Here is a 23,545-nt window from a genome sequence, read left to right as displayed (position 1 = left end):
ATATTTTTTAAAGGTCGTCAGGAGATGTTTTTCCTGACGACCTTTTTTCAATGTCATTAAAAATTCATCTAATTACAACTCTTAATTTTCATTGCTAAAAAAGAGCTGATTTTTCTTTCCTTAATTATCATTATAAGCATCATAAACATTCCAAGCCCAAATGGCGAATGGGATAATCCATGTCCACCAAAAGAAGAAGGATGCCACCCCTCCAATTATCCAAATAAGGATTGCCTTGATGATTTGTCCTTTGATTAATTGTCCTAAACCCGGAATAAAGGCCGACAGTAATGCTGGTACTCCATGCTTTTGCATATTTTTCTAGTTTATGTTGGTAAGTAAAATGTTTTTAACCGAGTATTAACCGCAAACATCCTACAGTTAAAGGTTTACTAAAGATATTAATTTTTATCCTCCTTAATTATCTCTCGCTTAAAGAATTACAAAATTTAGTAAAGTTTTCTCTTCGAAAGATTATCTCGAAAGAATCTTTTCATGAGCCGTTTTCCATTCATCATAGTTAAAAACCACTCCTACTTTTCCTTTCTGTAACATTTGTTTTTTCAAAAGTCATTGTGCTATATTTGTAGTGTACTATTAAACTAATACAGTATATGATAACAATCAACAACCTCTCGTTTAATTATGGAAAACGAAAACCCGTATTCCGTCATTTAAACCTAAAACTATCAGCTGGAAATGTGTATGGATTATTGGGAAAGAATGGTGCGGGTAAATCTTCATTACTCAGAAACATGGCAGGTTTGCTTTTCCCAAGTGAAGGTACTTGCACGGTAAATGGATATAATGCACAAGATCGTTTGCCTAGTTTTTTACAGGAAATGTATTTCTTACCAGAAGAATTTTATACGCCACCTGTGAAGATTAAGGATTTTGTAAAGACTTATTCGCCATTTTATCCAAATTTCTCTTTGAAACAATTTTTGGAGTATTTGGAGGAATTTCAAATTTCTGATAACGAGAAGTTTACAGAGTTATCATTAGGACAAAAGAAGAAAGCTTTAATAGGTTTTGGTTTGGCAACAAATACGAAGGTATTGATTATGGACGAACCTACCAATGGTTTGGATATTCCTTCAAAAAGTCAGTTTCGTAAAATTATCGCTTCAGTTGCTACCGACGAACGTATCATCGTTATCTCAACGCACCAAGTTCGTGATTTAGATTCTCTGATTGACCCAATCATTATTTTGGATGGTTCAGAAGTATTATTACATGCTACCACAGAGGAAATTGCTGAAAAATTATCTTTTAAAACAGTTTCTGTCGTAACAGACCATGAAAAAGTATTGTACTCAGAACATTCTATTAGAGGTTTTTCAGTAGTAATGCCAAACAATGGACACGAAAACAATAAAGTAGATTTAGAATTATTATTCAATGCTGCTTTAACGAATCGTCAGGCAATTAAAGACATCTTTCAATAACCTTTATCTGTTTAAACCAATAGGCATTTTACGAAATGGCTATCAATTAATTAAACAACAATATTATGAACAACTTTTTTAGCTATGAGCGTTTCTCTTTACTTGTCAAGCGGCAGTGGACTGAAAACTATTTTATATTGATGATGGGCGTCGTTGTTTATGCAAGTATCGTCTCTGTCATTTATTCAATCAATTTTGATGTTGAGAGCAATTATACCTTAGAAAAAGGTAAGCAAACAGCGATGTTTATATTGGGTCTTTTTGCTGGAGGAACTCTTTTTACCAATTATATCTTCAAAGATTTTGGGAATAATATCCAAACAATGAGCTTCTTGATGACTCCAGCCTCACATTTTGAAAAACTCAGTGTAGGTCTTTTTTACGCACTGATTGCTTTCCCGATTACTCTCTTTTTTGTCTTCGGTGCAGTTGATTACACTTTCGTAGCACTGTCTGGAAACCAATCAAACGAAATACTTTACAAAGTCATCTTAGATACTTATCAAGAGTATTCATTTTTTGTAAACATCTGGGTTGCCTTACAAGTATTTGTATTATTAGGAGCTATTTACTTTGGTAAAATGTCGTATATCAAAACGGCTTTTTCAGGCTTTTTGATTGTAGCAACATTCATTTTATTTGAATATTTATTATTCAAAATCATCATTGGCGACGACTCTCAGCACAATCACAACATCAACTTGAGTATAGAAAACAGAGCAAATCTATCGCCTGCCTTCAAGTTCATTCTTGATGCTTCAAAATATGCTTTGTATTATGCACTTGCGCCATTTTTAGCTGTAGTAGCCTATTTTAAATTAAAAGAAAAGGAGGTTTAAAATGGAATTTAGAGATAACCAAGCGATTTACCTCCAAATAGCAGAATATATTTGTGAGCGTATCCTACTGAAACAGTGGAAGATTGGCGATAAAATCGCATCTGTCCGTGAACTAGCTGTTCAGCTAGAAGTAAACCCGAATACAGTGGTGAGAACCTACGAATTCTTACAGCAAAAAGAAATCATTTTTACGAAAAGAGGAATGGGTTTCTTTGTGTCAGATGAAGCAGAAGACAAAGTATTGGCATTTAGGAAAGATGAATTTCTAGGTAATGAATTACCAGTATTCTTTAAAAATGTTCATTTACTAGGACTAGATTTTGACTTTATTAAAGAGAAATACGAGGCATTTAAAACAGCTAATTTTTAAGCATATAAACCTTATGAAAACATCAAATAAATTATTAGCGGCTTTAGCCATTATTCTCATTATTGGAATGACCTCCTTCACGATTTTATTGAAGACTGAATATAAAAAAGCGGCTACCAAATCGGATATTTCTAAGCAAGAAATCAAATTAAAGGCTTTTGATAAATTGGAAGTATTGACAGAAGATGGCGTTGACATCAGTATTGAAGAAGGCACAACTTATAGTATCAAAAATGCTCCAAATGCCAAAGTAATTGGGTCAACGTTGAAGATTGATAGCCTAACGGATGTGTATGGAAAAGTAATTATTACGATGCCAAAACTTCCAGCTATTACTTTGAAGGGTTATGAAATTGCATTAAATATCAAAGGAAATGCAAGCAAGTTTGCAAATAATACTTTGCAAGTAAATAGCACTGCTACTGGAGATTTAAACCTAAATAATTGCGATTTGAAAAGTATCAATATCAATACTGAAAACGCAAAAATTATCAACAATAAATGGTGGGATTCTTGGCAAAAATATTATCATTTTCACTTAATTGATTCAAAAGTAGCAAGTACCGATATTACATTGAAAGGAAAAGCAAGTTTATCGTTGAAAAACACTTCACTTTTATCGCCAACTTTCAATTTAAGCGATTCGGCAAGTATAAGTATTGAAGGAAATGCTATGAATCCTTTTGTGAAGAAATAGTCATCCATTCTGCCAGCAAAGCCCAGCAATGCGCTTCGCAAGTCCAATTGATATGAAAGAGTTTTGAAGAAGCCATTTTATACAAAACAGGATTTTCGTAGGCCGTCAGAAAACCCGCAATAAAGAAGTGAAAATCATTAAATATCTCCTTTGAAAAATCAGTAAGTTTGGTTTTCTCAAAGGAGATATTCAATCGTGAAAGACTTGTTTCTATCAGTATTCTATCCATCAAAGCTAAGTCTGATTTCTTCAAATAGTTCAACATATCTTCTACAAATTTCTCCCTACAAATTTCCAAAGCTGGAATCGTAAATTTCCCCATCAATCTTGTCACATGATACATAATCAAAGGCGTGCGAGCGTATTGATGAGCTACTTTAAAAGGCTTATCTAAGTACTGATTTGAAAGAATAGTTTGTTGAATGTATTTCACAGAATCATTTCCGTGTTCATCCAATTTTAAATCATAAGCCAACAAACAGTAAAGCATATTCGACAAAGCACAAACATCAAATTCGATGTACATATTTTTGCCAAACCAAGTAGAATAAGCCTTTAAGTTTTTGTACTCCTGAAAAGTATTTTGAATGGTTTTTTGATAAGTATTCGAATGGACTATTAACTTGTTTTTCAACCAAATAGCTTCTTCTTGACTATGTTTTTTCGTAAGAAAAACCATAGCAGTATCATCAATATCATCAGGAATTTTGAAATGATTCAGTTTGTGAAGGATATTTCCATGCGGGAAATGCTGAGATGGCTTTGTTTGAAAGAAATTATAAGTATTTAAACCATCTTTATTCTGAAAAAGTGGATAGGTAGCAATAGCTTTCTCCGTGATTCTATCAACGAGTATTTGTGTAGAAAGAGGCAATTTTCCTTTAATGGAATTTAACGTAAAAACAGTAATTGCCGTAAAAAAAACATTTGTATCTGGACGATAATAATGCAAGGTTTTATTTCCCCGATATGACTCAAAAAGTCCATCGGGGAAATATTTTCTATTTGCAGTTTCTTGTAAATCTGCTATTTTTAAGATTACTTCATCAATTGTCAAAACGCCCTATATTTAAAATCTTTATCCATTAAAAATACCTTCATTTTCAAATCGGCATATTTTCAAATTTTCAAATTCTAAAGATATTTCACCATCGCATTTTCATCCACAAAAAGCTCTTCGCTCATCCGTATCGCATTTTTTTCAAAACTAAATACTTCAAAGCCTTCCGAAAGATACAAATTTTTAGCTCGATGATTATCCGCAATGAGCGTCAATACAATTTGTTTTAACCCTTCGCCCTGTCTGGCTCTTTCAATAGCCACTTGAAGTAATTTTCTGCCCAAACCCAAACCTTTAGCTTCTGGAGCAACATACATTCTGAAAATCAAACCTTTGTGTCGGAGTTTCAAAAAACTTTCTCTTTTAAAACCGACCGTTCCAATCAAATCACCATTTTCAGCAAAAGCTCCCAATGTAAAACTTTCAAAAGTATCTTCCGTTGGAAAAGCTTCACCAACAATATCCATCGGCGAAACTCTGAAAAACTGTGCTTCTTCCGTAATTGCTTTATGCAACAATTGGTAATAAGTTTTAATATCGTCTTCTTGCTTGATTACTCTTATTTCCATTTTATAGCGGATAATCCATTTTAATGTCGGTTCTTTCGTAAAAGGTCTTTTCAATGGGTACTTCAACAAAACCAATGCTTTTATAAATCGAAATAGCAGGTTTTAAAGCCGTATTCGATAATAAATATAATGATTTTGCTTTACGAGCTTTGGCTTCTTCGATGGTGATAATGCACAATTTTTTACCTAAACCTAAACCTTGAGCTTTGGGCGTAACGCCCATTTTAGCCAACTCGTACACGTCATCGCCATCATGGATTAAAGCAGAAGTACCTACAATTTCATCGCCCAATTTTGCTAGAAAAATCTGTCCGCCATTGGCGATAATCTCTTCAGGAGCTTCCAATTGCTCTAAATCGTGTGGTTCTACTTTAAAATATTTCTCAATCCATTCTACATTGATTCTTTTAAAATCTTCTTTATATGCTGAATTGTATTCAATGATTTGCAAATTATTGTCCATGATATTTTAAGAAATTGGATGAATGTTTTTTTCAAAAAAATGAGTATCTACAGGCATAAAAGGAAAAACAGAAGGAATATTTTGCTTTTCGATTGCCTCAAAGCCATTTCGGATATAAAAGCGAATGGCAGCTTGAAGGCGCTCTAAAGTTCCTAAATACAAGTTATTCATTCCTGCTTTTTGTGCTTCGCTGGTTAATAAATCCAGTAGTTTTTGGGCAATGCCAAACTCTTTTCCACGAAATTCTTTTTTGACAAACATCTTCCGAATTGCTCCTACATTTTCGCCACAATCAATCAAAGCGATACTTCCTACTACTTGATTTTCGTGTAATGCCACCCAAAAATCACCATGTTTTTGCTGGTAAAAATTCGGAATGTCTAATAAATCTTGTTGTTCATTAATGGTAATCGGAACTTGAAATTCTTTTTGCTGAATGGTTAAAATCAAATCGACCACTTGGTCAGTATATTGATTTTCAAAGGATTGTATATTAATCATTTTCTAACATCTTAATTAAACAAAAATTTCACCTTTTAAATACGAAGCAACTTTGCCCGCAATTTTTACTCTGTCGCCTACCAAAGTACAAGTTAGCTCGCCACCTCTGGCTGAAATTTGCTTGGCTGATAAAGTACTTTTACCGAGTCTTTCCACCCAAAATGGCGTTAGCGTTGTATGTGCTGAACCAGTCACGGGGTCTTCATCAATACCCGACTGCGGACCGAAAAATCTTGACACAAAATCTACTTCATCACCTTTGGCTGTTACGATAATTCCTCTACATTTAACTTGGGCTATCGTTCTGAAATCAGGTTCTAAAGCTTTTATTTGACTTTCGTTTTCAAAAACTAAGAAGTAATCAGAAATTCCCTTCAGCGTTTCTATGGGTGTTGCATCAAATCCAATGAGTAATTCTTCGGGAGTTTCTGCTGGTACTGGAACATCCACTGGAAAATCTAATTCTAATAAATCACCTTTTTTCTCTACTTTCAAAATGCCACTTCTTGAAGTAAATTCTATGATTGATTTTGGATATTTGGCGTATTCAAAAATGGTATAAGCCGTTGCCAAAGTTGCGTGTCCGCAAAGATTTACTTCTACTGTTGGCGTAAACCATCGTATATGAAATTGCTCTCCTTCGGCGACGTAAAATGCCGTTTCAGCTAGATTGTTCTCAGCAGCAATTTTTTGCATTAATTCATCCGAAATCCATTCAGTAAGTGGAACTACTGCGGCAGGATTTCCCGCAAATACAATACTTGTAAATGCGTCTAATTGATAGATTGTTAGGTTCATATTTAGCTATCAGCCTTCAGCCATGAGCTTTCGGCTTCTTTAAATGGTTTTTTAGCTATGAGCAGTGAGCTATTAGCTTTTTAAAATAAGAATCAATACACAAGATTTTAGAAGTATAAAAGCTCAAAGCTTATTGCTCATAGCTCACAGCTTCACCCTAATTTGTGAAATTCCTTAAAGCGTTCTAAGTAACTTTTCTCAGACCAAGCATCTTCAATTTCCTTTACAGCTATCAGTAAATTATGTTCTTGATTCTCGATGATTTCAGCATTCATTAATTTTATTTCCTCCCAAATTTTTTGGAGTGTCGGTAATAAAGTCTTGCCCTTTTTCGATAATTTCAAATTACGTTTACGAGCGTCCTCGTCAGACTTTTTTGAAATTATCAAACCTTTTTTCTCTAATTCCTTCGCCATCTGAATAATGGCAGGATGCGTAACATTCAGTCCTTCAGCGATTTCCATAATTCCTGCTTCGCTTTTTTGAGAAAGAAAGTAAAAAATTGGAAACCATTTTGGTTGAAAGTCAACTCCGTAAAAACGGTACACATCTTCACCACCACGCATGATGGTCTCGCTGAGTCGTTTGAGCCTACTTCCAAAAGCCAAAGGGCCTAATTCTGATATTAAATCCATTTTATGTAAACAATTACGTAAGTGATTACGCAAATTTTAAATGTTTTTTTGAATTAAACAAAAAAATTTTCTCCTTTTTGCAAAAGAGAAGATTTTCAGGGAGCTGTATTAATTCATAAAAACAAAAATACATTTGCATTTTACAAACCGATTGGTTTATATTTGTTCTATGTTTACGAAATCAGATATCACCAGACAAGCTATTATTGAAAAATCAGCTCCTATTTTCAATACTAAGGGTTATAGTGCTACTACTATGAACGATATTTTGTTGGCTACTGGATTAACCAAGGGAGGTGTATATGGGAATTTTGAAAGCAAAGACCAAATTGCTATTGAGGCATTTGAACATTCTATTGGAAAGCTTTTAGAAGCTTTACGTTTTAAAATCAAAAAAGAGAATACCGCCAAAGACAAACTCTTCGCTATTTTAAGTTTCTACAAAAATTATAGTATAAATCCCTTAACAGAAGGAGGTTGCCCACTACTTAACACAGCAATAGAATCTGATGACAATCTACCTTTTCTGAAAATAAAGGCACAAAAAGCATTGGATGAACTATTAGGAGGCTTAGCATTCATCATTCAAAAGGGTATCGAGTCAAAAGAATTTAGGGCTGACTTAGATGCTGAGAAAGAAGCCACATTGATATTTAGTATTATCCAAGGTGGTCTGATGATGAGTAAATTGGCAGATAACCCTAAAATATTAAATGGTTTATTAGAAAACCTAAAAACTAGTATTAATACACAATATTTGGTTTAATTTTTTTGCCGAAAAATAAACCGTTCGGTTTATTTTTATTCAAATTTATAAAAACTTTCATTTACTCATATTTGAAATTTCGGAATGGCAATCATCAAGAAAATATCAGCACGCTTTACAGGTTTTTATTTCAATCTGTTAGCTTTTGTGCTTCCTAAAAAGCTAAAAAAAGATGGCTTCAACCTTTTTTGTACACCATTTTCAAAAGGGCTCAAGCCACACCACCAAGCATTTTTGATTCCTGCCTTTGCTGAAGTTCTTGAAGTAGATGGAAACAAGATTCAAACTTACCAATGGGGTACTGGTTCTAAAAAAGTATTATTGGTACATGGATGGGCAAGTCATAGTTTCAGGTGGAAATCATATATTAAGGCTTTAGTCGAAAATGACTTTACTGTTTTGGCGCTAGATGCTCCAGCACATGGTAATTCTACAGGCAAAATCATGAATTTAGTTATCTATGAAAGAACTTTGTCTGCATTCTTAGCAAAGCATCCCGATTTACACACAATCATTGGGCATTCAATAGGTGGTTTTGCGACTACATATTATCTAAGTCGAAATCCACAGACATCCATTCAAAATGCAGTTATTTTGGCTGCTCCTGGAAAAGTAGAAGAATTTTTTGCATTTTATGTTCAATTCTTGGGACTTTCAAATAAAGCTATCAGGTTAATTTCCGAGCAATTTGAAAAAGAACTACATCGAAAACCATCGTACTTTTCAGCTATCAATTTTGCTCAACATATTAAAACAAAGGCCTTCATTGTTCATGATACAGGTGATAAATCTACAAATTATCTGGATTCAGAAAATCTAAGTCAAGCTTGGAAAGGCTCGAAACTAAAACTTACTAAAGGACTTGGGCATGAATTGAAAAGTGAAGAATTATTGCAAAAAGTTATCAATTTTATAAAATAAACATCTAAAACGCTCTCTTACAATGAAATACGTCTTAATCATACACGAAGTAAAAGATTATCTATTGTGGAAAAAAGTCTTTGACGAAGCCGCCACCATTAGGAAACTAGCAGGCGAAATTTCTTATCAGTTGCTTAAATATGAACAAAATGCTAACAACATCGTGCATTTCTCTGAATGGACTTCGCTCGAAAATGCAAGAAAATTCTTTGAGTCGCCCGAGTTAGTCCAAATTAGAATAAAAGCAGGCGTAAAAGCTCCTGAGTTTATTTACTTAGAAAAACTAGAAGAAGGAACACTATAAATATCAACGAGATGGATAACAATTATTTAGATAGTGCCATTAAGCAATTTGAGTATTACAAAATACTTGCAGAAAAGACCTTTAATCAAGTAAGCGATGATAAACTTTTCTGGCAATACAACGAAGAAAGTAATAGTATTGCTATGATTGTAAACCACCTTGCTGGAAATATGCTCTCGAGATGGTCAGATTTTTTAACTACAGATGGTGAAAAAGAATGGAGGAATAGGGATGCTGAATTTGAAAACATCATCCTCACCAAAAATGAATTAATAACTAAATGGAATGAAGGGTGGACTTGTCTATTCAATACCCTCAAAACATTAACTAATTCCGATTTAGACACTATCATTTATATCCGAAACCAAGGGCATACCGTACAGGAAGCCATCAATAGACAGCTTGCTCATTATCCATACCATGTTGGGCAAATTGTTTATATCGGTAAAATGGCTACTGATAACTGGCAATCTTTATCTATCCCAAAAGGTAATTCGGATACTTACAACAGTAACAAATTTTCTAAGCAAAAACAGAAAACTCATTTCACAGATGAGTACCTAAAATAATATTCAGCTCATGAAAACATTTCTATCTGCCATCTTACTTGTCCTTTTGCCTCTTATGTTAATGGGACAAAAGCTAACATTAGCTCAACAGGATTCAGCTTTTGTACGTGAAAATTTCACTAAACAAGAAGTGTATATCACTATGCGAGATGGCATTAGATTATTCACCTCTATTTATATTCCTAAAGACATTTCCAGTGAAAACCCCTACCCTTTCTTAATTCACCGTACTTGCTTTGGTTCTTCACCTTATGGACTTAATAATTACCCAAAGCTTCTATATTATTCAAACCACGTAATGCGTGAAAAATTCATTTTTATCAAGCAGGACGTAAGAGGAAGATATATGTCAGAGGGTATTTTTACAAATATGCGTCCTTTCATTCCATCCAAAAAAACTTCAAAAGACGTAGATGAATCTTCTGATACATACGATACCATAGAGTGGTTATTGAAAAACATACCGAACAACAATGGAAATGTAGGATTATATGGCATTTCCTATACTGGTTTTTATGCCATTTCGGGTGCTTTAAGCGGACATTCCGCTATCAAAGCTGTTTCTCCCCAAGCACCCATTTCAGATTTTTTCTTTGAAGACTTCCACCATAATGGAGCTTTTGTTTTGGCTGTTGGCAATGCTCTGCCAGTTTTTGGTATTCATACTCCAAAACCAACCGAAAGTCATTGGTTTCTAGCACATTTCCCTGAAATTAAAGCCAAAGATGGTTTCAATTGGTACAAGTCGATGACACCTCTACAAAATTTCGGGAAACTGTATTCAGATAATTTCTTTTGGAATGAAATAATCGAGCATCCTAACTATGATGATTTTTGGCAAAAGCGTAGTATAATTCCCCATTTGAATCCACATATAAAAATGCCTCCAATATTAAATGTAGGCGGTTGGTTCGATGCCGAAGACATGGTTGGTGTGTTAGATATTTATAAGCATATAGAAAAACACAACGCTGCTGTTTCAAATACTTTGATTATGGGGCCTTTTGGTCATGGAGATTGGTCAAGAGAACAAGGCCACCACATGCAAGGAAACATTTATTTTGGTGATAGTTTAGCAACATTTTTTCAACAAAACATCGAATTAGTATTTTATAAAAAACATTTAAAAAACGTAATAGATAAAGGCACAGTAGCTCCTAAAGCTTGCCTTTTTGATACAGGCAAAAAAGAATGGACAAATTTTGCGGAATATCCAGTTAAAGATGGTGTAGGCTTAGATTTATATCTTCATGCAGATAAAAAACTATCAACAGTTCCTCCAAAAAAAGGATTTCAGGAATATATATCCGACCCCAAGAATCCAGTTCCTTATGCAGAAGGAGTGTTTGAAACCCTTGATTTTTTACCTGATTACATGAGTGACGACCAAAGGTTTGTTACCCATAGAAAAGATGTGCTAACTTTCCAAACTGAAGAATTAAAAAACGATATTACCTTTATTGGAGAGATAAAGGTTAGTCTAAAATTTTCAACATCAGGAACTGACGCTGACTTTTTTGTTAAAGTTATCGACGGTTACCCTCAAAATGAACCTAATAGTCCTTATACTCCAGTAGGCATAAAATTGGCTGGCTACCAACAGATGGTTCGTAGTGAAATAATGAGAGCAAAATTCAGAAATTCATTCTCTAGTCCCGAGCCACTTGTTCCAAACCTTAAAACTAATCTGGATTTTCGACTTCAAGATGTTTACCACACCTTCAAAAAAGGTCATAGCATCATGATTCAAATTCAGTCGTCCGCCTTTCCGTTGTTTGATATTAATCCTCAAAAATTCGTAAACAATATTTATAAAGCCAATGAAAGAGATTTTCAGAAAGCAACCATAAAAATATTCAGCGAAAGTAAAATATCCGTAAACATTTTATCAAACAGAACAAATGGGAAATAAAATATACATTATCGGTGCAGGTGCTGTTGGTAAAGCATTAGCAGTTTTTTTGAAATTAGAAGGTAAAGACGTATATATCATTAGGGGAAGCGTGGACAATATCCCTACACAATACGAGACAATAGCTGTTCAAATAGACCAACAAACTATTTTGAAAGCCGAAATTGAAGTGAGTTCCCTTTCTAGCCATTCAGCATTCGATGGCATATTGGTCGTTACCAATAAATCTTTTGGAAATGAAAAACTAGCTGAAACCTTAAAGGTAAGTGCTAAATATTCGCCAATAGTTCTTCTTCAAAATGGACTAGGTGTAGAATCTCCATTTCTTGAAAAAGGGTTCACAGATATACATCGATGTGTGTTGTTTACCACCTGCCAAGTAGTAGCAGAAAACCTAGTAAGATTCAAACCCGTAGCAGTATCACAAATTGGGATAATTAATGGTAAAAAAGATACCCTACAACATATTGTAAGCCAGCTAAACAACCCAATCTTTCAATTTAGAGCAGAAGAAAACATTCAATATACTATCTGGAAAAAAGCCATTGCAAACTGTGTTTTCAATTCTATTTGTACGCTTTTAGATACTGATAATGGTATATTTATAAGAGATAAAAGTGTTATGGATTTAGCCAAAAATGTGATTAGCGAATGTGTTGCAATTGCCAATTTATCTGGCATTGAAATAACTGAACAGGAGGTAATTGAAAGTGTATTAATGATTAGTAAAATGAGCGATGGACAGCTTATCTCGACCTTACAAGACATTAATAATAAACGAAAAACGGAGATTGAAACACTAAATTTTGCCGTAGTAGCTATTGCTCAAAAATTAGGAAAAGAAAATAATGTAATACAAATAAAACTACTTGGCGAACTTACAAAAATAAAAGCTGACCTGAAATTTTGCCAATAAAACCCTACTCGTTCCCCTACTAGTTCAAGACTAAGTCTTGGACGTTTTTCTAAATTCAGTTAAAAACTGAATTTAGAAACTAGCACAAGTAATGCTTTGCTTGATACTTGCGCTAGTTAGGGAAGATTTTACCGTAGTACGAGTTTCAAACTCGTAGAGCAAAATAGTTAATATTCTCCCATCATTTCAAATCTAATGACAGTTAATAATTCTCCTAATAAATTTTTTCCTTGCCATGTTGCTCTTTTAAGAATCCTTGAGTCATTTTCTGTTAAGCCAACTCCCCATCTATTATCATTAACATCGGCTAATACAATGGTCTTTCCTTTTGTATTGAACAAAGCCGTTTTTAGCTCTTCATTTTGAGTGAATTTTGCTGTTAGGACTTTTTTTAAGGCATCACCAACTGCCATTTGCCAAACTGGATAGTTGCTATAATATTTAATCTGTTTGTTTAATAAAGGTAAATCTTGCAAATGTATTTTATCAGATATTAAGTAAGCTATATTGTCCCTATCCAAAAACAAACATGCTTTTTCATAAACCAAGTAGTGAAGAGCAGATTTAAATACTGTATCATGAGCTTTTATATCTACAGGAAAACATATAGAAAAAGGATGTGTTGACCCTGAAAAGAAGAAAAATACTTCTTCTTCTTTCATATAACTAAGCCTCATTTCTATTTCTTCGATGGTATAATTGATAGGGGAGCTATTCCTAATTTTATCAATTCCCCAATTTGCAAAACCTCCTGTATTGTTTACTACTTCATATACATCAAAGATGGTAGCAAACCAGTGGTCACGGGCATAAAATGAAGTACTTCCTCTTGTTATAATGTCTTTCTCTTCTTGAGTGGCATTGAATAACCATTCTTCATATTTTTGCCTTTCTATTTTTTGATTATAGTCTAATATTTGGATTCGTTGATCAATAGTTAATGAATCACACACTTTATTCCAAATAGCATTATTCTCATCATTAAGAAAAGCCATAAAATATTCAATTTGCTCCAACGTGAGTGTTTCTGGTAAGTTATTGTAATCTATATTTTCCATTTTGACGAATGGTTGTTAAACAGATTTATCCTTGATGTATTTTATTTCAGTCGTTTAGTCAGTCGTTTAGATTTAAGCATAACTTCCGTAACACGAGTTTCCAACTCATAAATTAACTGTTGCTTTACGAGTTGGAAACTCGTGCTACATTTGTGGATAGAAATCCGCCCCCTACGCCCAAACCTGCGTTCCCTCAGTACAATTCTTACACATTTCTATTTCTGAACGAGAGCGAATTAATGTTTGACGAAATTGTTTGTATGAAGCTCCATGCCATAGTTCGGTAAAGGTTTGGGTTTTCATATCACCCAAACGGTGGTGTGCATCTTTATCAAAACAACAAGGCACCACTAGACCGTCCCAAGTAATTACGCACGAATGCCACATTTTCCAACAATGGTTAATCAGTTCATTTTTAATACTATAGCTCCCGTCGCTTTGTTTTTTGTAGCGAGCATACTTATCAATAGTCGGAATTAGGTCAGAACCATTTTCATAATCATAGATCTGAGCTGTTTTTAAACCTACTTCGTCTACCCCCAATTCTTTAGCCAATTGCTTTACTTCATCAATTTGGTGTTCGTTTGGTCGTACAACCAAAAACTGAAAAACAATATGTGGCGTACTAGATTTCAGCTCTTTTTTCCACTTTACAATGTGCTTAGTGCCTTCTATTACCTTCGATAACTTTCCTCCTACACGATACTGTTCGTAGGTTTCTTGACTAGTGCCATCAATAGAAATAATCAATCTATCCAAGCCCGACTCAACCGTTTTTTTAGCATTAGCATCTGTTAAATAATGCGCATTGGTTGATGTTGCCGTATAAACCCCTTTTTTAGCAGCATAGCCCACCAAATCCAAAAATTGTGGATGTAGGTATGGTTCTCCCTGAAAATAAAAGATTAAATAGAGTAAAGTGCTTTCCAGTTCGTCGAGCGTTCTTTTGAATAAATCGCCTTCCAACATTCCCGTTGGACGAGTAAAAGAACGCAAGCCACTCGGACATTCAGGACAACGCAAATTGCATGAAGTAGTAGGTTCAAAAGAAATACTGATAGGCATTCCCCATTGCGTTGGCTTCCCTAAAAGTTTAGAATTATAAAAACTAGTGACCACTTTTAAACCATTCCAAATGCGTTTTGGAGTAAGTTTTGAAAGTAGGTTTAGTCCATCTTTAAGATTTCCGTTCATTTTTTGTTGTACAATTAATAATAATCCACGCCTACGTATAATGCAAGATACCTCCAAATAGATGAAAAGCCAAATTAGGCATCAGGACAAAGTAACATACGCTTGTTCAAATAAAGTAGTAATTTATTTAACGAAATTCCTCGCTTAAAAATATTCAATCAAACAAACATTCAATTTAACTATGTCACATTCAAGAAGAGATTTTATTAGAAAAATCAGTGGAACTTCAGCATTACTGGTCGGTGGAACAGCACTGAGTGATGCTTATGGAAAAACTTTCACCTTAGAATCAACTGCAAAAATTAGTGCCAATGATACTGTCAGAATCGCATTGATTGGTTCTGGAATTATTGGTCATTATGATGCTGATACGGCACTAAAAGTACCGGGCGTTGAAATCGTTGCAGTTTGTGATTTATACAGTGGGCGATTGGAAAGAGCGAAGGAAAAATGGGGAAAAGATATTTTCACGACAAAAGATTATCGAGAAATTCTCATTAGAAAAGATATAGATGCTGTTTTGGTTTGTACTTCTGACCATTGGCATGATAAAATTTCAATTGATGCCATGAATGCAGGTAAACATGTGTATTGTGAAAAACCAATGGTTCATCATATTGAAGAAGGAAAAGCGGTCATTGATGCACAGAAAAAAACAGGGAAAGTATTTCAAGTAGGTTCGCAAGTGGCGAGCAGTACTGTTACTTGGGAAGCCAAGAAAATCTACGAATCGGGTATTATTGGTGAATTGGTTTATGTAGAAGCTACCAACGACCGTACTTCTGCCAATGGTGCTTGGCAATATACCATTCCGACGGATGCTTCAACCCAAACAGTTGATTGGGATACTTATATCGGCGATGCACCCAAAATGCCTTTTGATGCCAAAAGGTTTTTCCGCTGGAGAAATTACAAAGATTATGGAACAGGTGTGGCGGGCGACTTATTTGTGCATTTATTAACCAATTTACATACGATTACAGGTTCTACTGGACCAAACAAAATATTTGCTTTGGGCGATTTGAACCTCTGGAAAGACGGTAGAGATGCTTACGACATCGTTACGGCTTTGATGAATTATCCAGCTTCTAAAACCAATCCTTCTTTTCAATTTTTTACCCGAGTTAATTTAGCTGACGGTGGAAGTGGTGGCTCGCCTACTCGTTTGATTGGAACAGAGGGGGTCATTGAGTTATCTTGGGGTGGTTTGAAAGTAAAGAATTTTAAACGTCCGAAAGCTCCAGAAATTGGAGGATATGATTCATTGGCTACTTTCTCGCAAGCTCAACAAGAAGAATCAATGAAAGCCTACAAAGCCATGTATTCTGAGGAAGATACCAAATGGCAATATGGTAAAGAAATTACATTTAAGGTAGCCGATGGCTATGATTCGAGATTAGATCATTTTATTAATTTCTTTGAATCAATCCGTTCAGGGAAAAAAGTGTGGGAAGATGCTACTTTTGGATTGAGAGCCGCAGCACCTGCTTTGGCTTGTAATAAAAGTGCAGAGATTGGAAAGCCTATAATTTGGAATCCTGAGACGATGAAATTAGGATAAAACAGAAAATACCTTTTCATGATTTTAAAACTCGAAAAGGTATTTTCTTATTAAATCAAAAATAATCTGCACTTATCTTGTTTTTATAAAAATTACTTTTCATCTTGTATTAGAATTAAATATCAGCAAAACATTCCGCCAAATGAATTGAAGATATGAATCAAATCGTATTTTTTGGAATACAATTCTTCATATTTAAGTATCAATCATAAAGATTGATTTATTCTTTTCCTTTGGCAAAATCAATCTTTTAATCGTTTTCTGGTTATTTATCTTGCTTATTTTTTAGAAATATTATATTGGCTGATTACATATTTTAGTTTTTTTACAGATTTTTTTATGGGTTAGGGTTATTGAAAAAGTCGTTGGTTATGCTAACGACTTTTTTACTTTTTTAGATAAGCTTTCATCAAAAACCTTTAAAGGATGGCTTTCTTTTTTGTAAAAAAGCCGTTACTCCTTCTTCAAAATCCTGAGTTTTTCCTGCTAAATCTTGGTTGATGGCTTCCAATTCCAACATCTCTTCTAAAGTAGAAAAAGACGATTGATTCAATACTTTTTTGATTAATCCTATGGCAGAAGTAGCCGCATTGGCATACTGATTCGCCATGTTAGAAACGGCTAAATCTAAGTTTTCTGGAGTAACAACCGAATTGACTAAACCCAAAGCTAAACATTCTTGGGCTTCCACTACTCTTCCTGTAGAACAAAGTTCAAAGGCTTTTTGTGAACCAACTAATTTGGGTAAAAAGAACGAAGAACCTGCATCCATAATTAAACCAATACTGACGAAAATTTGAGACATTTTAGCATTTTCTGCAGCGATAATCATATCACAAGCCAATGCCAAAGAACAGCCCGCTCCTACTGCTGTACCATTCAATCGACAAATGACAGGTTTTGGTAAATTCCTGATTGCCAAAATCATTGGGTTGTAATTTTTTCGAAGAGAATCTCCCAAACTTGTAGCATTAGTCATACCGCTTTTCAAATCTGCTCCTGAACAAAAAGCTTTTTCACCTGCTCCTGTCAATACAACTACTCTTACAAAATCATCTGCCTTTGCCACTTCAAAAGCCTGTGTAATTTCTTGAACAAGTAAAGTATTCAGTGCATTGTAAACTTCTGGTCGATTCAGCGTAATTGTACAAACGCCGTTTTGAACTTGATAAATGAGATGCTGATACATGAGATTTGCTTTTTGGGATTATCAGCACCAATTTGGGATTTTTTTATTTATTATGCAAGCATAACATTTTAAATAAATAAGATAACAACCGAGAGGCTAACAGCTAAACCGAGTGCGGTTCCAGCTATAATTTGCGCAGGCGTATGTGCATTGAGATGAAGCCTTGCCGCCATTAAATAACCAGCAACAAGAATTGCAATTAAGATAGGGAAAAACAGTTGTTCAATCCCAAATTTAGCTCCGATGCCCGCCAAAGCACCAACTGTTCCACTTACACCTACGGCATGAGCAGATATTTTCCAAAAAAGACTAATAAATGAAACTGCTGAAATAGAAAAAGCAATACTGGTAAGAATGAGTGAAACTTCTGGAAATTGACGAAGTTTGAAAGTAAAAAAAACTGCGACGAAAGTATAAATTGCCACCGTTACCAAATAGGGAACTCTCCTATCAGCCAAAGTTTCCATTTTTAAATCTTTGATGATTTTGAAACGATGAAGTGCATAAATACAGAACACTGGCAAGATAAAGGTTTGTAAAAAGATGAGTAATAAAAGCCCAAGTTTTAAGCTCATCATACCAACTCTGGAAGTACCATTAAATAATTCAAGATTATGAATTGATTCGGGACCAATGTAAAAAAGTACAGCAAAAATGATGGTTGGCATAGCCAATGGATGCAACAATGCTGATAATATTTGGGCAAAACGTGTGTTCAAGTGGTTTTTGTTTATTAGGCTTTCAGTCATCAGCTTTCAGCCAGTAAGTTTTTTTACAGAAAATATTGCCGAAAGCTGAAAGCTGACGGCTGAAAGCTCCCTCACAACTGCTTTCTAAGCCTAGCCACTGGTATATTTAATTGTTCACGGTATTTGGCAACGGTTCTTCTGGCAATATTATAGCCTTTTTCGTTCAAGAATTTCTCTAATTTATCGTCAGAAAGCGGATTCTTTTTAGATTCATTATCAATTAATTCTTTCAAAATATTTTTTACTTCACGGCTCGAAACATCTTCACCTGAATCTGTAGCAATACCTTCAGAAAAAAAGTATTTTAAAGGATACAAACCAAATTCTGTTTGAACCGATTTACTACTTGCCACTCTCGAAACCGTTGAAATATCCATATCAATTTGTGTGGCAATATCTTTCAAAATCATTGGCCGTAATTTAGACTCATCACCTGTCAAGAAAAACTCTTTTTGATAGTCCAAAATGGCTTTCATTGTTCTCAGCAAAGTATTTTGTCTTTGTTTGATGGCATCAATAAACCATTTTGCCGAATCCAATTTCTGTTTGATAAAAGTAACCGTCTCTTTAATAGCTTTGTTATTTTTATCTCCTTTGTCGTAAGTATCCAGCATTTCATGAAAAGAATGACTTACTCTGAGTTCTGGAGCATTTTTAGCATTTAAAAAAAGCTCTAATTTTCCATTTGAATTGGTTAAAATATAATCTGGCAATAAGAATTGAATTACGCCTCCATCTTCTTCAGCAGCGCCAGGTCTTGGGTTTAGTTTGGTGATGAGTTTGATAGTTTGTTTCAATTCTTCATCATCAATTCCTAAACGTTTTTGAATTTTATCATAGTGCTTTTTTGAAAATTCTTCAAAACTATCTTCAATAATTCTGATGGCATCTTGAACAAAAGGGTCATGAATATCTTTTCTATCTAATTGTAATAAAAGACATTCTTGTAAATCTCTAGCGGCAATACCTGCAGGGTCAAAAGTTTGAATTTGCTTTAAAACTACTTCAATTTCTTCGATGGTCGTATAAATTCCTTGTGTAAAAGCCAAGTCATTCACAACAGCTTGTAATGGTCGGCGAATATATCCATCAGATTCAATCGAACCAATCAATTGTTTTCCAATAATTTCTTGTTGTTCGTCTAATTTCAAATAACCCAATTGCGAGATAAGATGATCGTTCAAACTTGATGTCATGGCAATGGGCATTTCTCTATCTTCATCATCCGAATTTCCATCTCCTTGCATTTTATAGCCATTGTAATCATCACTCAAATACGACTCTACATCAATGTCTCTATCATCATATTCCTTAAATTCTTCGTCAGCATAATCATCAAAATCATCATCGTATTCATCACTTTCTTTTACTTCAATTTCAGCCCCTTCTTCTAAAGCAGGATTTATTTCTAACTCCTCCTCAATCCGAGCGGATAATTCAAAAGTCGGTATCTGTAACAGTTTGATAAACTGAATTTGTTGTGGAGATAACCTTTGTTGAAGACTTTGATTAAGACTAAGTTTTTGCATAAAGTATTAAAAGTGATTGGGCATCATAAAACAGTAAGGCATTAGTTGACAAAAACAAGAAGATGCTCTTAACAACTATCTTGCCAAAATTATTGAATTTAATGACAAATTGGTGCTAATTATTAATTTATTTCCTTCAAAAATACATAAAATATTAGCAATCATTTTTTTAGCCTTTTCATTCATGTAAAGAATCCGTCTTTGTTAAACTATTTTAGGGAAAAATAAAAAAAGGAAATCCTCCAAAATACTAACGTTCGAGAAGAAAATTTTAATCTCTTGAATTATTAAACCACGAAAAATACACTCTAATTCGGTAATTGTAAGAATTGTAAGTAATTTTGAATCTTAGAAAATGATTAGTACGAGTGATTTTTGTTTGTTGAAGAACGAATGTAAAATCCAAAATCCGAAATTATAGCAATGCAAATCAAGCAAATTTTAGCCGAAGCCCTTGTTGGCGAAGAAATAACTGTAAAAGGTTGGGTAAGAACAAAACGTGTACAACCTAATGTGATTTTTATTAATATCAATGATGGTTCTGTTATTCATAATATTCAAGCTGTTGCTGAACCGGGTGTAATTGATGAAGATACGCTTAAATTAATTACTACGGGTTCATGTGTTGCTGTTACAGGTACGCTTATTGAATCTAAAGGTTCTGGACAAAGAGTAGAATTACAAGTAAAAACGGCTCAGGTTTATGGCACTGCTGACCCAGAGAAATATCCATTACAGCCAAAAAAGCACTCTTTAGAATTCTTGCGTGAAATCGCTCACTTGCGTCCACGTACTAATACTTTTTCGGCAATTCTTCGTATTCGTCACTCATTGGCATTTGCGATTCATAAATATTTCAACGACAACGGATTCTTTTATTTACACACGCCAATCATTACTGGTTCGGATGCAGAAGGTGCTGGTGAAATGTTTCATGTAACAACATTAGACCCGAAAAATCCGCCATTGAACGAAGATGGTTCTGTAAATTATAAAGAAGATTTCTTCGGAAAAGAAACTAATTTAACGGTTTCTGGACAATTAGAAGGTGAATTGGGAGCGATGGCTTTATCGAAAGTTTATACTTTTGGACCTACTTTCCGTGCTGAAAACTCAAATACTGCTCGTCACTTGGCTGAGTTCTGGATGATTGAGCCAGAAGTTGCTTTCTATGAATTAGAAGACAATATGCGTTTGGCGGAAGATTTTACGAAGTATGTTATTAATTATGCTTTAGAAAACTGTGCTGACGATTTAGCTTTCCTTGAAAATCGTTTGAAAGATGAAGAAAAAACTAAAAAAGCCGAAGAACGTTCTGAGTTGGCTTTAGTTGACAAACTTCGTTTTGTAGTTGATAATGATTACGTAAAATTGACTTATACAGAAGCGATTCAGATTTTATTATCATCGAAACGTCATAAAGAAGGTAAATTCCAATATCCAGTTCAATGGGGAATTGACTTACAATCAGAACACGAGCGTTACTTGGTAGAAAAACACTTTAAAAAACCAGTGATTTTAACGAACTATCCAAAAGACATCAAAGCATTCTACATGAAGCTTGATGAAGATGGAAAAACGGTTCGTGCGATGGACGTATTATTCCCAGGCATTGGCGAAATCATTGGTGGTTCGCAACGTGAAGATAATTACGAAAAATTATTACAACGTACTAAAGATGTTGGTATCCATGAAGATACGATTTGGTGGTATTTGGAAACTCGTCAATTTGGAACAGCACCGCACTCAGGTTTCGGTATTGGATTCGAACGTTTAGTAATGTTTGTAACAGGAATGACCAACATCCGTGACGTAATTCCTTTCCCACGTACTCCGAAATCAGCAGAATTTTAAGTAATTGTGAGTGAGTGAATGAGTGATTTAGTGATTATTTTTCAGTAAATTAATCCCTAAATTACTTATTCACTTCAATGCTAAACGATACCACAATGCTAAAAAATTCTATTTTCTTTTTGCTTCTTTTCTTGGGCATTACTTTCGCCCTTACCGCTCAAAATTCTGAAGAAAAAGCTGTTCAAGCTGTCGTTGAACAATTGTTTACAGGCATGCAAAAACATGATTCAACGATGATTCGTGCTACTTTTCATCCTTCTATCAGAATGCAATCAATTGGCATCAATCGCAAAACCAATTTAATGACTTTGACCACAGAGGAAAATGCGGATGGTTTTATCAAACAAATTGGTTCTCTGCCAGCCAGCGTGCAAATTGAAGAAAGAGTATTAAGTTACGAAATCAGAATTGATGGAAATATGGCAACCGCTTGGACGCCCTACGAATTATATGTAAACGGCAAACGCCAACACTGCGGTGTAGATGCCTTTCAATTTTACAAAACTGAAAACGGTTGGAAAATTATCGCTTTGGCGGATACTCGTCGTAAATGTGAATAATCTGTTTCCAAATAAAATTCCAAAGAATAAAATAAATCATTTGGAATTTTATTTTTTTGCTACTTACTTTGCAATACAAAGTAATTTGAAAACATGAACCAACATCTACAAGATATTTCTGACATACGTTCAATGATGGAACGTTCAAGCCGATTTATTTCACTGAGTGGACTATCGGGAATATTCGCAGGCACTTTTGCCTTGATAGGTGCTTATTTAGCCTACCAAAGAATCCTTGATGAATACCCAAGTACTTATTTGAATTTACAAGACAATATCCCACTGATAAAATATATTGTCGTTGATGGAATCGTTGTTTTAATTCTTTCGCTTAGTTTTGCAATCTATTTTAGTCTAAGAAATGCCAAACGCAAAGGCTTAAAAATTTGGGATAATACTTCTAAAAGGCTTTTACTCAATATGGCTATTCCACTGGTTACGGGTGGTTTATTCTGCTTGATTTTACTTAAACATGCTCCACATTTAATTGATGCTGCTACGTTGGTATTCTATGGTTTAGCCGTTGTGAATGCTTCAAAATATACTTATGATGACATTCGATATTTAGGCTATATTGAAATCGTACTGGGCTTGATTTGCGGAGTTTTAGACCAATGGAAGCTTGGTTTGTTATTTTGGGCAATTGGCTTTGGCGCATTACACATTATTTATGGCATTGTGATGTACCGTAAATATGAATCTTGATTTGAAAATTTGATAATTGTTTTTACCTAAAAATTATCAGATTGAACATTATGCAAACTATTATTTCTAACATAAATAAATCCTTTGAAAACCGTGTAAGGCTTGGCGTGATGTCTATCTTAATGGTGAACGATTGGGTAGATTTTAATGAATTCAAAGAAACACTCAATGTTACTGATGGTAATTTAGCATCGCATATTACTGCTTTGGAAAAAGAAAAATACATCCAAGTACGCAAAGCTTTTATTGGCAAAAAACCCAATACTTCCTTTCAAGCAACTGCCGAAGGAAAACAGGCTTTTCAGGAACATCTTAATGCTTTGGAAATACTTATCAAAGGTACTTTATAATCAATTCAACGAATCTTTTTGCATTCGT

At 34.4% G+C, this 23,545-nt stretch carries 27 protein-coding genes; 15 read left to right on the top strand and 12 right to left on the bottom strand.

Features of this window, described 5'->3' with window-relative positions; all coding sequences use genetic code 11:
• Positions 1-120 precede the first annotated feature (120 nt).
• Positions 121-315 (bottom strand): hypothetical protein, encoded by a 195-nt coding sequence (locus VB798_RS16015; RefSeq protein WP_323260107.1) that lies wholly within the window; start codon positions 313-315, stop codon positions 121-123.
• 299 nt (positions 316-614) lie between these two features.
• On the opposite strand from VB798_RS16015, the gene VB798_RS16010 reads away from it, so the two are divergent.
• The 4 genes from VB798_RS16010 to VB798_RS15995 all read left to right on the top strand — a co-directional run bounded on the left by VB798_RS16010 (position 615) and on the right by VB798_RS15995 (position 3,354).
• Complete coding sequence (locus VB798_RS16010; protein ID WP_323260105.1) at positions 615-1,448, top strand: ABC transporter ATP-binding protein; 834 nt, start codon at positions 615-617, stop codon at positions 1,446-1,448.
• A 65-nt stretch (positions 1,449-1,513) separates the two neighbouring features.
• On the top strand, positions 1,514-2,287 hold the full coding sequence (locus VB798_RS16005) for a hypothetical protein (RefSeq protein ID WP_323260103.1): 774 nt from the start codon (positions 1,514-1,516) through the stop codon (positions 2,285-2,287).
• A 1-nt stretch (position 2,288) separates the two neighbouring features.
• Entirely contained in the window at positions 2,289-2,657 is a 369-nt protein-coding gene (locus VB798_RS16000) for a GntR family transcriptional regulator (protein WP_323260101.1), read from the top strand.
• A gap of 13 nt (positions 2,658-2,670) precedes the next feature.
• Complete coding sequence (locus VB798_RS15995; protein WP_323260099.1) at positions 2,671-3,354, top strand: hypothetical protein; 684 nt, start codon at positions 2,671-2,673, stop codon at positions 3,352-3,354.
• Here VB798_RS15995 and VB798_RS15990 read toward each other — a convergent pair.
• The 6 genes from VB798_RS15990 to VB798_RS15965 form a co-directional block, all read right to left on the bottom strand.
• Complete coding sequence (locus tag VB798_RS15990) at positions 3,329-4,411, bottom strand: hypothetical protein (RefSeq protein WP_323260097.1); 1,083 nt, start codon at positions 4,409-4,411, stop codon at positions 3,329-3,331. The genes VB798_RS15995 and VB798_RS15990 overlap by 26 nt on opposite strands.
• Before the next feature lie 77 nt (positions 4,412-4,488).
• Entirely contained in the window at positions 4,489-4,983 is a 495-nt protein-coding gene (locus VB798_RS15985) for a GNAT family N-acetyltransferase (protein WP_323260095.1), read from the bottom strand.
• Between the two features lies 1 nt (position 4,984).
• A complete protein-coding gene (locus VB798_RS15980) occupies positions 4,985-5,446 on the bottom strand; it encodes a GNAT family N-acetyltransferase (RefSeq protein WP_323260093.1) in 462 nt (153 codons plus the stop codon).
• A 6-nt stretch (positions 5,447-5,452) separates the two neighbouring features.
• The gene (locus tag VB798_RS15975; RefSeq protein ID WP_323260091.1) at positions 5,453-5,947 is read right to left on the bottom strand and encodes a GNAT family N-acetyltransferase; all 495 of its coding nucleotides are present in this window, start codon (positions 5,945-5,947) and stop codon (positions 5,453-5,455) included.
• A 15-nt stretch (positions 5,948-5,962) separates the two neighbouring features.
• Entirely contained in the window at positions 5,963-6,745 is a 783-nt protein-coding gene (locus VB798_RS15970) for a PhzF family phenazine biosynthesis protein (protein ID WP_323260089.1), read from the bottom strand.
• Between the two features lie 152 nt (positions 6,746-6,897).
• Positions 6,898-7,380, bottom strand: coding sequence for a MarR family winged helix-turn-helix transcriptional regulator (locus VB798_RS15965; RefSeq protein WP_323260087.1), 483 nt, complete (start codon positions 7,378-7,380; stop codon positions 6,898-6,900).
• A 151-nt stretch (positions 7,381-7,531) separates the two neighbouring features.
• Between VB798_RS15965 and VB798_RS15960 the strand changes: the two genes are divergently transcribed.
• From VB798_RS15960 to VB798_RS15935, 6 genes are all read left to right on the top strand, one after another.
• Complete coding sequence (locus tag VB798_RS15960; protein WP_323260086.1) at positions 7,532-8,146, top strand: TetR/AcrR family transcriptional regulator; 615 nt, start codon at positions 7,532-7,534, stop codon at positions 8,144-8,146.
• Between the two features lie 84 nt (positions 8,147-8,230).
• Positions 8,231-9,067 carry an alpha/beta hydrolase gene (locus VB798_RS15955; RefSeq protein WP_323260084.1) on the top strand — a complete coding sequence of 279 codons (837 nt, stop codon included), beginning with the start codon at positions 8,231-8,233 and terminating at the stop codon, positions 9,065-9,067.
• 22 nt (positions 9,068-9,089) lie between these two features.
• Positions 9,090-9,371 carry an antibiotic biosynthesis monooxygenase gene (locus VB798_RS15950; protein ID WP_323260082.1) on the top strand — a complete coding sequence of 94 codons (282 nt, stop codon included), beginning with the start codon at positions 9,090-9,092 and terminating at the stop codon, positions 9,369-9,371.
• Between the two features lie 11 nt (positions 9,372-9,382).
• Complete coding sequence (locus tag VB798_RS15945; RefSeq protein WP_323260080.1) at positions 9,383-9,940, top strand: DUF1572 family protein; 558 nt, start codon at positions 9,383-9,385, stop codon at positions 9,938-9,940.
• Positions 9,941-9,950: 10 nt separating this feature from the next.
• Positions 9,951-11,852, top strand: coding sequence for a CocE/NonD family hydrolase (locus VB798_RS15940; protein ID WP_323260078.1), 1,902 nt, complete (start codon positions 9,951-9,953; stop codon positions 11,850-11,852).
• Positions 11,842-12,768, top strand: coding sequence for a ketopantoate reductase family protein (locus VB798_RS15935; RefSeq protein WP_323260076.1), 927 nt, complete (start codon positions 11,842-11,844; stop codon positions 12,766-12,768). The genes VB798_RS15940 and VB798_RS15935 overlap by 11 nt, the downstream gene beginning before the upstream one ends.
• Before the next feature lie 167 nt (positions 12,769-12,935).
• Here the strand turns inward: VB798_RS15935 and VB798_RS15930 are convergent, their stop codons facing one another.
• Together VB798_RS15930 and VB798_RS15925 are read right to left on the bottom strand one after the other, a co-directional pair.
• On the bottom strand, positions 12,936-13,826 hold the full coding sequence (locus VB798_RS15930; RefSeq protein WP_323260075.1) for an NADAR family protein: 891 nt from the start codon (positions 13,824-13,826) through the stop codon (positions 12,936-12,938).
• Positions 13,827-13,997: 171 nt separating this feature from the next.
• Positions 13,998-15,020, bottom strand: coding sequence for an SPASM domain-containing protein (locus tag VB798_RS15925; RefSeq protein ID WP_323260073.1), 1,023 nt, complete (start codon positions 15,018-15,020; stop codon positions 13,998-14,000).
• 181 nt (positions 15,021-15,201) lie between these two features.
• Here VB798_RS15925 and VB798_RS15920 point away from each other — a divergent pair, with 181 nt between their 5' ends.
• Complete coding sequence (locus VB798_RS15920) at positions 15,202-16,581, top strand: Gfo/Idh/MocA family protein (RefSeq protein ID WP_323260071.1); 1,380 nt, start codon at positions 15,202-15,204, stop codon at positions 16,579-16,581.
• A gap of 409 nt (positions 16,582-16,990) precedes the next feature.
• Here VB798_RS15920 and VB798_RS15915 read toward each other — a convergent pair whose 3' ends face one another.
• The 3 genes from VB798_RS15915 to rpoN form a co-directional block, all read right to left on the bottom strand.
• Entirely contained in the window at positions 16,991-17,770 is a 780-nt protein-coding gene (locus VB798_RS15915; RefSeq protein WP_323260069.1) for an enoyl-CoA hydratase/isomerase family protein, read from the bottom strand.
• A gap of 68 nt (positions 17,771-17,838) precedes the next feature.
• Positions 17,839-18,489, bottom strand: a complete 651-nt coding sequence (locus VB798_RS15910; protein ID WP_323260067.1) for a hypothetical protein — start codon at positions 18,487-18,489, stop codon at positions 17,839-17,841.
• A gap of 101 nt (positions 18,490-18,590) precedes the next feature.
• Positions 18,591-20,048 (bottom strand): RNA polymerase factor sigma-54, encoded by a 1,458-nt coding sequence (gene rpoN, locus VB798_RS15905; protein ID WP_323260065.1) that lies wholly within the window; start codon positions 20,046-20,048, stop codon positions 18,591-18,593.
• Between the two features lie 423 nt (positions 20,049-20,471).
• On the opposite strand from rpoN, the gene asnS reads away from it, so the two are divergent.
• The 4 genes from asnS (at position 20,472) to VB798_RS15885 (ending at position 23,517) form a co-directional block, all read left to right on the top strand.
• The gene (gene asnS / locus VB798_RS15900; protein ID WP_323260063.1) at positions 20,472-21,902 is read left to right on the top strand and encodes an asparagine--tRNA ligase; all 1,431 of its coding nucleotides are present in this window, start codon (positions 20,472-20,474) and stop codon (positions 21,900-21,902) included.
• Positions 21,903-21,997: 95 nt separating this feature from the next.
• Positions 21,998-22,462 (top strand): nuclear transport factor 2 family protein, encoded by a 465-nt coding sequence (locus VB798_RS15895; RefSeq protein ID WP_323260060.1) that lies wholly within the window; start codon positions 21,998-22,000, stop codon positions 22,460-22,462.
• A gap of 93 nt (positions 22,463-22,555) precedes the next feature.
• Positions 22,556-23,167 carry a hypothetical protein gene (locus tag VB798_RS15890; protein WP_323260059.1) on the top strand — a complete coding sequence of 204 codons (612 nt, stop codon included), beginning with the start codon at positions 22,556-22,558 and terminating at the stop codon, positions 23,165-23,167.
• Positions 23,168-23,217: 50 nt separating this feature from the next.
• Positions 23,218-23,517, top strand: a complete 300-nt coding sequence (locus VB798_RS15885) for a winged helix-turn-helix domain-containing protein (protein WP_323260057.1) — start codon at positions 23,218-23,220, stop codon at positions 23,515-23,517.
• Positions 23,518-23,545: the final 28 nt, after the last annotated feature.

The organism is Arcicella lustrica (assembly GCF_034930985.1).
Taxonomy (GTDB): Bacteria; Bacteroidota; Bacteroidia; order Cytophagales; family Spirosomataceae; genus Arcicella; species Arcicella lustrica.
This window is presented reverse-complemented; position numbering and strand designations above follow the sequence as displayed.

Excerpts from the sequence above, each read along its gene's own strand:
- VB798_RS16015 (WP_323260107.1), bottom strand. The coding sequence starts at position 315 with ATGCAAAAGCATGGAGTACCAGCATTACTGTCGGCCTTTATTCCGGGT.
- VB798_RS16010 (WP_323260105.1), top strand. The coding sequence starts at position 615 with ATGATAACAATCAACAACCTCTCGTTTAATTATGGAAAACGAAAACCC.
- VB798_RS16005 (WP_323260103.1), top strand. The coding sequence starts at position 1,514 with ATGAACAACTTTTTTAGCTATGAGCGTTTCTCTTTACTTGTCAAGCGG.
- VB798_RS16000 (WP_323260101.1), top strand. The coding sequence starts at position 2,289 with ATGGAATTTAGAGATAACCAAGCGATTTACCTCCAAATAGCAGAATAT.
- VB798_RS15995 (WP_323260099.1), top strand. The coding sequence starts at position 2,671 with ATGAAAACATCAAATAAATTATTAGCGGCTTTAGCCATTATTCTCATT.
- VB798_RS15985 (WP_323260095.1), bottom strand. The coding sequence starts at position 4,983 with ATGGAAATAAGAGTAATCAAGCAAGAAGACGATATTAAAACTTATTAC.
- VB798_RS15980 (WP_323260093.1), bottom strand. The coding sequence starts at position 5,446 with ATGGACAATAATTTGCAAATCATTGAATACAATTCAGCATATAAAGAA.
- VB798_RS15975 (WP_323260091.1), bottom strand. The coding sequence starts at position 5,947 with ATGATTAATATACAATCCTTTGAAAATCAATATACTGACCAAGTGGTC.
- VB798_RS15970 (WP_323260089.1), bottom strand. The coding sequence starts at position 6,745 with ATGAACCTAACAATCTATCAATTAGACGCATTTACAAGTATTGTATTT.
- VB798_RS15965 (WP_323260087.1), bottom strand. The coding sequence starts at position 7,380 with ATGGATTTAATATCAGAATTAGGCCCTTTGGCTTTTGGAAGTAGGCTC.
- VB798_RS15955 (WP_323260084.1), top strand. The coding sequence starts at position 8,231 with ATGGCAATCATCAAGAAAATATCAGCACGCTTTACAGGTTTTTATTTC.
- VB798_RS15950 (WP_323260082.1), top strand. The coding sequence starts at position 9,090 with ATGAAATACGTCTTAATCATACACGAAGTAAAAGATTATCTATTGTGG.
- VB798_RS15945 (WP_323260080.1), top strand. The coding sequence starts at position 9,383 with ATGGATAACAATTATTTAGATAGTGCCATTAAGCAATTTGAGTATTAC.
- VB798_RS15940 (WP_323260078.1), top strand. The coding sequence starts at position 9,951 with ATGAAAACATTTCTATCTGCCATCTTACTTGTCCTTTTGCCTCTTATG.
- VB798_RS15935 (WP_323260076.1), top strand. The coding sequence starts at position 11,842 with ATGGGAAATAAAATATACATTATCGGTGCAGGTGCTGTTGGTAAAGCA.
- VB798_RS15930 (WP_323260075.1), bottom strand. The coding sequence starts at position 13,826 with ATGGAAAATATAGATTACAATAACTTACCAGAAACACTCACGTTGGAG.
- VB798_RS15925 (WP_323260073.1), bottom strand. The coding sequence starts at position 15,020 with ATGAACGGAAATCTTAAAGATGGACTAAACCTACTTTCAAAACTTACT.
- VB798_RS15920 (WP_323260071.1), top strand. The coding sequence starts at position 15,202 with ATGTCACATTCAAGAAGAGATTTTATTAGAAAAATCAGTGGAACTTCA.
- VB798_RS15915 (WP_323260069.1), bottom strand. The coding sequence starts at position 17,770 with ATGTATCAGCATCTCATTTATCAAGTTCAAAACGGCGTTTGTACAATT.
- rpoN (WP_323260065.1), bottom strand. The coding sequence starts at position 20,048 with ATGCAAAAACTTAGTCTTAATCAAAGTCTTCAACAAAGGTTATCTCCA.
- asnS (WP_323260063.1), top strand. The coding sequence starts at position 20,472 with ATGCAAATCAAGCAAATTTTAGCCGAAGCCCTTGTTGGCGAAGAAATA.
- VB798_RS15895 (WP_323260060.1), top strand. The coding sequence starts at position 21,998 with ATGCTAAAAAATTCTATTTTCTTTTTGCTTCTTTTCTTGGGCATTACT.
- VB798_RS15890 (WP_323260059.1), top strand. The coding sequence starts at position 22,556 with ATGAACCAACATCTACAAGATATTTCTGACATACGTTCAATGATGGAA.
- VB798_RS15885 (WP_323260057.1), top strand. The coding sequence starts at position 23,218 with ATGCAAACTATTATTTCTAACATAAATAAATCCTTTGAAAACCGTGTA.